Source organism: Flavobacterium sp. (genome assembly GCF_028712645.1).
GTDB lineage: Bacteria > Bacteroidota > Bacteroidia > Flavobacteriales > Flavobacteriaceae > Flavobacterium.
In genome coordinates this window covers 1-6,781 of the sequence record NZ_JAQTPQ010000197.1, presented here as the reverse complement: position 1 = coordinate 6,781, position 6,781 = coordinate 1, and the positions used below count along the sequence as shown (strand labels likewise).

Annotated in this window: 7 protein-coding genes; all 7 read right to left on the bottom strand. The window is 37.5% G+C overall.

What is annotated here, in order from left to right; all coding sequences use genetic code 11:
- Positions 1-323, bottom strand: a 323-nt coding sequence (locus PHC28_RS13850; RefSeq protein ID WP_300101768.1) for a ParB/RepB/Spo0J family partition protein, incomplete at its 3' end; no start/stop codon positions are given.
- Positions 324-327: 4 nt separating this feature from the next.
- Complete coding sequence (locus PHC28_RS13845; RefSeq protein WP_300101766.1) at positions 328-1,095, bottom strand: ParA family protein; 768 nt, start codon at positions 1,093-1,095, stop codon at positions 328-330.
- Positions 1,096-1,566: 471 nt separating this feature from the next.
- The gene (locus PHC28_RS13840; protein ID WP_300101764.1) at positions 1,567-2,478 is read right to left on the bottom strand and encodes an SDR family oxidoreductase; all 912 of its coding nucleotides are present in this window, start codon (positions 2,476-2,478) and stop codon (positions 1,567-1,569) included.
- A gap of 155 nt (positions 2,479-2,633) precedes the next feature.
- Positions 2,634-3,761 carry a methionine aminotransferase gene (locus PHC28_RS13835; RefSeq protein WP_300101762.1) on the bottom strand — a complete coding sequence of 376 codons (1,128 nt, stop codon included), beginning with the start codon at positions 3,759-3,761 and terminating at the stop codon, positions 2,634-2,636.
- A gap of 49 nt (positions 3,762-3,810) precedes the next feature.
- Positions 3,811-4,386 (bottom strand): transposase, encoded by a 576-nt coding sequence (locus tag PHC28_RS13830; RefSeq protein ID WP_300101760.1) that lies wholly within the window; start codon positions 4,384-4,386, stop codon positions 3,811-3,813.
- A gap of 52 nt (positions 4,387-4,438) precedes the next feature.
- Positions 4,439-6,559, bottom strand: coding sequence for a methylmalonyl-CoA mutase (scpA, locus tag PHC28_RS13825; RefSeq protein ID WP_300101758.1), 2,121 nt, complete (start codon positions 6,557-6,559; stop codon positions 4,439-4,441).
- A partial coding sequence (locus tag PHC28_RS13820) for a hypothetical protein (RefSeq protein WP_300101756.1) occupies positions 6,559-6,781 on the bottom strand: 223 nt, incomplete at its 5' end. The genes scpA and PHC28_RS13820, both read right to left, overlap by 1 nt.

Below are 6,781 nucleotides of genomic sequence, written 5' to 3'. Positions count from 1 at the left end.
GTCAATCCCACCAATGTCGAAGCACGAAGACGTCGTTCTCCAGAAATTAATTGGTATTTATTAAAGTCTAATTTACGAACAGTAATCGGCTGAATAACTCCTAATTCCTTGATAGAAGAACTTAATTCACGCAATGATTCTTCGTTGAAATTGCTTCTTGGCTGAAAAGGATTGATTTCGATGGCTTCAATTTCAAGCTCAATAATATTACCAACAACTTTGTCAGCATTTTTATCTGTGGCTGATTTTATATCGTTTTCTGGATCTTTCAATAATGCCGATAATCCTCTTCCTAACGCTTGTTTTTTTATTGCTTTTGCCATAAAATTATTTGCTGTTTTTCTTTATAACTTCCTGAGCCAAATGTAGGTAATTTGTTGCTCCTTTGCTCGTGGCATCATAGTTTATAATGCTTTCGCCAAAACTTGGTGCTTCACTCAATTTTACATTTCTTTGAATTATCGTTTCAAAAACCATATCATTAAAGTGTTTTTGAACCTCTTCGACCACTTGGTTGGATAAACGCAATCTCGAGTCAAACATTGTCAAAAGTAATCCTTCGATGTCCAAATCTGGATTGTGAATTTTTTGAATGCTTTTTATCGTGTTCAACAATTTTCCCAAACCTTCTAATGCAAAATATTCGCATTGAATAGGAATTATCACTGAATCGGCTGCTGTCAAAGCGTTCAAGGTAAGCAATCCAAGAGATGGTGCACAATCGATAATGATATAATCATACTCATCCTTAATGCTTTCCAATGCTTGTTTAAGCATATATTCTCTATTTTCTCTGTCGACCAATTCGATTTCGATAGCAACAAGATCAATATGAGATGGAATTACATCAACATTAGGCGCCGAACTATTTATGATAGCTTCTTTTGGAATATTGCTATGTTCGATAATTTGATAAGTTCCTATTTCAACTGTTTCGATATCAATTCCTAATCCTGATGTGGCATTTGCCTGAGGATCAGCATCAATAAGTAACACTTTCTTTTCTAAAACACCTAGGGAAGCGGCTAGATTTATAGACGTTGTAGTCTTTCCAACGCCCCCTTTTTGATTAGCAATCGCAATGATTTTGCCCATTTATATTTTAAATTTTGAACGGTAAAAATACAATTATTTATCGTTTCTAAAAATCTATTTTGTTAACATTTGTTAAGGTTTGGTTAGCAGTTGGTTTCAGGAATGATGTTCTTTGATTTTTAATTTCTTTCAGGAGCTTTTTCCTGCTGTACGTTACAATCTTTTATTCGGTAAAAACCTCATAAAAGGATTTTCACTTCCATCAGGGCTAAAAAAAAGCAGAGCACCTAATGAATGCTCTGCTTTCAATTTTATTTTCTGCAATCTGCCTTCTGCATAATGTTATTAATTTAAGGATTTCTTTGTCATTTCGACCAACGGGAGAAATCACATAACGTGAGCAAAATATGAGATTCCTCCTTTGTCGGAATGACAAAACCAAGACGATTTTTCCTTAATTTAATGGTTTTGAACTCCTTTTTTTGATTTATTTTTTCTTTCTGAAATCTGTCTTCTGCAATCTGAAGCCTGCTAACTTCTCTTTTTCGCTTTAATCATCATTTCCAATTGATCCCAAAGTTCCTCTGGAATGGCTTCGAGAATATTGAATTCCCCAGCACCTTTCAACCATTCGCCACCATCAATTACTACCACTTCACCATTCATATAAGCTGAAAAATCAGAAACTAAATAAGCCGCTAAATTCGCCAACTCCTGATGATTTCCAACTCTTCCCAAAGGGACTTTTTTCGCCATATCAAATTTTTCGGCTAGGTCTCCTGGCAACAATCTATCCCAAGCACCTTTCGTAGGGAATGGTCCTGGAGCTATTGCATTGGAGCGAATTCCGTATTTTGCCCATTCCACTGCAAGACTTCGGGTCATTGCCAAAACTCCCGCTTTTGCGGCAGCACTTGGCACCACATAAGCCGAACCTGTAAAGGCATAAGTCGTCACGATATTCAATATGGTCGAAGTGGTTTGTTTGGTATCAATCCAATGTTTTCCAAAAGCAAGTGTGCAGTTCTTGGAACCTTTCAAAACGATATCGATCACCGTGTCAAAAGCATTGGCCGATAATCTTTCGGTTGGCGAAATGAAATTTCCTGCAGCATTGTTTAGCAAAACATCCACTTTTCCGTATACTTTCAGGACTTCTTGCAACATAGCTTCCACTTGGTCATAGTGACGAACATCGCACTGAACTGCTAGGCAAGTTCCGCCAGTTTGGCTTTGCCCAGTTCGGCTTTGCCTCGTGTCGGTTTCCAGTTCCTTTGCCGTGTTTTGCAGTTTTTCTAAATCACGTGAACTGATGGCCACTTTTGCACCCAGTTCCATAAAATATTTAGTCATTGCTTTACCAAGACCGCTACCGCCACCGGTTACCACAATCACTTTTCCTTCAAGGGCATTATCACGAAGCATTTTTGCTGAGAAATCCATAGTTTATTTGTTTGAAATGTAAATATAGGGAAAATAGTTAGTAGGCGTGTATAGTAAAAATAGAAAGTTGCTATACGGTGTTTTTGTCATTTCGACGCAGGAGAAATCACATTAGTTGCTCGTTATGCGATTGCTTCGTACCTCGCAATGACATTTTAAACAGTACACAATCTTTTAGCTGCTTCTTCCAGTGTTTTATTATCTTTCGCAAAGCAAAACCGTATCAGTTTCAGGTCTTTTCCATCAGCATAAAAAGTAGAAATAGGAATGGCAGCAACTCCGTATTCAACAACTAAACGCTTGCAAAAACCCACATCATTTTCATCAGAAATAGAAGCATACGAAACCAATTGAAAATAAGTCCCCTCGCAAGGCATCAATTCGAATCGGCTGTTTTGGAGCAATTTTCTGAAATAATCCCGTTTTTCTTGATAAAATTTTCCAAGTTCCTCCACCGAAACTACATCCGTATAGTCACTTATTGCTGCTTGAGCGAGACTATTCACGCTAAAAACCAAGTATTGATGCACTTTTTTGATTTCCTTCATCAAATAATCCGGTGCCACGAGATAACCAATTCGCCAACCTGTTATATGAAAAGATTTTCCAAAAGAGGAAACAATAATACTTCGATCTACCAATTTTTTTCTGGAATGGATGGAAATATGTTTTTCTTCAAAAGTGATGAATTCATAAACTTCATCAGATAACAATAAGATGCGTGGGTATTTTTCGAGCAAATTTTCCAAAGCTAAAAAATCATTTTCTTTCCAAACTTTTCCCGTAGGATTGTGTGGACTATTAATGATTAACATTCGGGTTTTGCTAGTAATGACTTTTTCAATTCGCTCCCAATTGGGCGAATAATCATCGTTTAATTCCACCCGAATAGCCTTGGCATTGCACAATAAAGTAGGTGCTTCATAATTATCAAAACTTGGATCAAGAATGATAACTTCATCGTCCGTTTTTATTAATGCTGAAATGGTTGTGAAAAGTGCTTGTGTTGCTCCTGTGGTAACTAAAATTTCTGTTTCTGGCAAGACTTTTCGTTGATAAGAATCCAGAATTAGTTTAGCAATTTTGGATATTAACGGCTGATAACCTGCTATTGGCAAGTATTGATGCACGTCTTTTTTAACAACTTCGGCCACGATATTGGCTAGTTTTTCATCCACAGCAAAATTCGGAAATCCCTGTGCCAAGTTTATGGCATTGTATTCTTTTGCCATTTTAGACATTGTAGCAAAAATACTGGTGGTAACGTTGGGGAGTTTAGACATAATATGATTTAGACACCTGACCCGTTTTTAAAACCTGTCAGGTGTAATGTTATAAAAATGAATTTATTGTGAGATCATTACTTTTTAATTGATGAACGTATTTAAAGTTTTCAACATCATTAAAGATCTCAATTACTTCTTTACGTTTTAATTTCGTTGGTTTGTCCGAAATGCAAGTTATATAGGAGCTCCAAGGATAATTTATAGGATGTTCACAAATATTGTGGTGAACAGGATTGTTATGAATGTAAGCAATAAGGTTTTGAAAATAATTTTCATTTTCGATTGATTTTCTTCGAAAAGGCCTTTCAAAAAGAGCACCGTGTCGATTGTATTTTTTGTTAAATGCTTTTGTATATGCGTTAAAAAGATTTGAAAAAGATTGAGAAGGCAGAATCTTATTTTCTGTTTTTATTTCTTCAACCTCTTTAATTCTTATCAAAAAGTGAAAGTGGTTTTTCATTAAGCACCAAGCATACGTTTCTGCCATTGGCTCAATATGTAAATCATATAATTTTAGAAAATGTTCATAATTACCGTTTTCCTTAAAAAGGATGTCACTATTTATTCCACGATTGTAGATGTGATAATATTTTCCATTTTCAAGTGGTTGAATGGCTGGCATATAGTTTCGTTGAAACCTGACAGGTTTTTAAAACCTGTCAGGTTTGGTATATTTAATTTATCAATATCTCCAAAATACTAATCGCAGCTTCGCTTATTTTTGTTCCGGGACCAAAAACGGCTACCGCACCGGCATCAAATAAAAACTGGTAATCCTGGGCAGGAATCACTCCTCCAACAATAACCATAATATCTTCGCGACCGTATTTTTTGAGTTCTTCAATCACTTGAGGAACCAATGTTTTATGCCCAGCTGCAAGTGAGGAAACGCCAAGAATATGCACGTCGTTTTCTACAGCTTGTTTGGCGGCTTCGGCCGGAGTTTGAAAAAGTGGACCTATATCTACATCAAAACCCAAATCAGCATAACCTGTGGCAACCACTTTGGCACCACGATCGTGACCATCTTGTCCCATTTTGGCAATCATAATTCTAGGGCGACGACCTTCTTTTTTGGCGAATTCGTCGGCTAGTTGTTTGGCTTTCTCGAAGCTTTTGTCGTCTTTTATTTCTTTGCTATACACACCACTAAAGGATTTAATTTGTGCTTTGTATCTACCGAAAACCGTTTCAAGTGCCATACTGATTTCGCCAAGAGTTGCTCGATTTCTTGCTGCATTAACAGCTAATTCCAGTAAATTGCCTTCTCCGGTTTGAGCACAAAGGGTTAATTTTTCGAGTGAAAGTTGTACTTTTTTAGTGTCACGAGTTGCTTTAATTTTTTCTAATTGTTCCAGTTGTTGCTTGCGCACCATTTGGTTATCCACATCCAATATTTGCAATGGTTCTTCTTTTTCCAATCTATATTTGTTGACGCCCACGATGATATCCTGGTTGCTATCGATACGCGCTTGTTTTCTGGCTGCGGCTTCTTCGATGCGCAATTTCGGAATTCCTGACTCGATGGCTTTGGTCATTCCGCCGAGTTCTTCGACTTCTTCGATGAGTTTCCAAGCGTTTTGCGCAATTTCATTGGTCAAACTTTCGACATAAAAACTACCTGCCCAAGGGTCTACCGTTTTAGTAATTTTGGTTTCTTCTTGTAAAAATATTTGGGTGTTTCGGGCAATTCTTGCCGAGAAATCTGTTGGTAATGCAATGGCTTCATCCAAGGCATTGGTATGTAAGGATTGTGTTCCTCCTAATGCCGCAGCCAAACCTTCGATGGTTGTTCGCGCCACGTTGTTAAAGGGATCTTGCATTGTTAAACTCCATCCTGAAGTTTGACAATGGGTTCTTAAAGCCAATGATTTATCGTCTTTTGGATTGAATTGTTTGACCAATTTTGCCCAAATCATTCTACCTGCACGCAACTTGGCAATTTCCATAAAATGGTTCATCCCAATTCCCCAGAAAAAAGATAGGCGAGGAGCGAAGTCGTCGATTTTCATTCCAGTGGCAAGCCCAGTTCTGATGTATTCTAAACCATCGGCAAGCGTGTAAGCCAACTCAATATCAGCAGTTCCTCCAGCTTCCTGGATATGATAACCCGAAATGGAAATTGAATTGAATTTCGGCATTTTTTTGCTTGTGAATTCGAAAATATCAGCAATAATTTTCATTGAAGGCGTTGGCGGATAGATGTAGGTATTTCGAACCATAAATTCCTTTAAAATATCATTTTGTATCGTACCAGAAAGTTGTTCAGGTTTGACACCTTGTTCTTCGGCAGCGACGATGTAAAAAGCCATAATAGGTAAAACGGCTCCGTTCATTGTCATTGAAACTGACATTTCATCAAGCGGAATTTGGTTGAACAATACTTTCATAACTTCAACAGAATCGATGGCAACTCCCGCTTTTCCAACATCGCCCACCACGCGTTCGTGATCTGAATCATAGCCGCGATGCGTTGGTAAATCGAATGCTATTGAAAGTCCTTTTTGTCCTGCGGTAAGGTTTCTTCTGTAAAAAGCGTTGCTTTCCTCTGCGGTCGAAAATCCTGCATATTGTCGAATCGTCCAAGGACGACGAACATACATTGTGGCGTAAGGTCCTCGTAAATTTGGCGCAAAGCCAGCTCCAAAATCAAGATGTTCGAGGTTTTCAATGTCTTGTTCGGAATAGGTTTTTTTTAATGAAATCCCTTCAGAAGTTTCAAATACATCAGTTGGTATTTGTGTTTTTTTAGCCAATGGCTTTTGTATTTTGAGATGCTGTAAATTTTTTCGCATTACTTTTCTAATATTTTAAAAGTCCATTTATTGTCTGAATAGTTTGAATTGATGCCTTCAAGAAGTCCAGCGCTTATTGTTACACCTGAACCTGTAGTAAAAAGTAAAAAGGCCCAATTACTTCCTCCGGATGCTGCAACTAAAGAACTTCCTACTATTGCCAAACCTACAATTAAGACTACTGTTTTAACTGTTGCCAAAACTTTTGGTTGTTTTTTAATA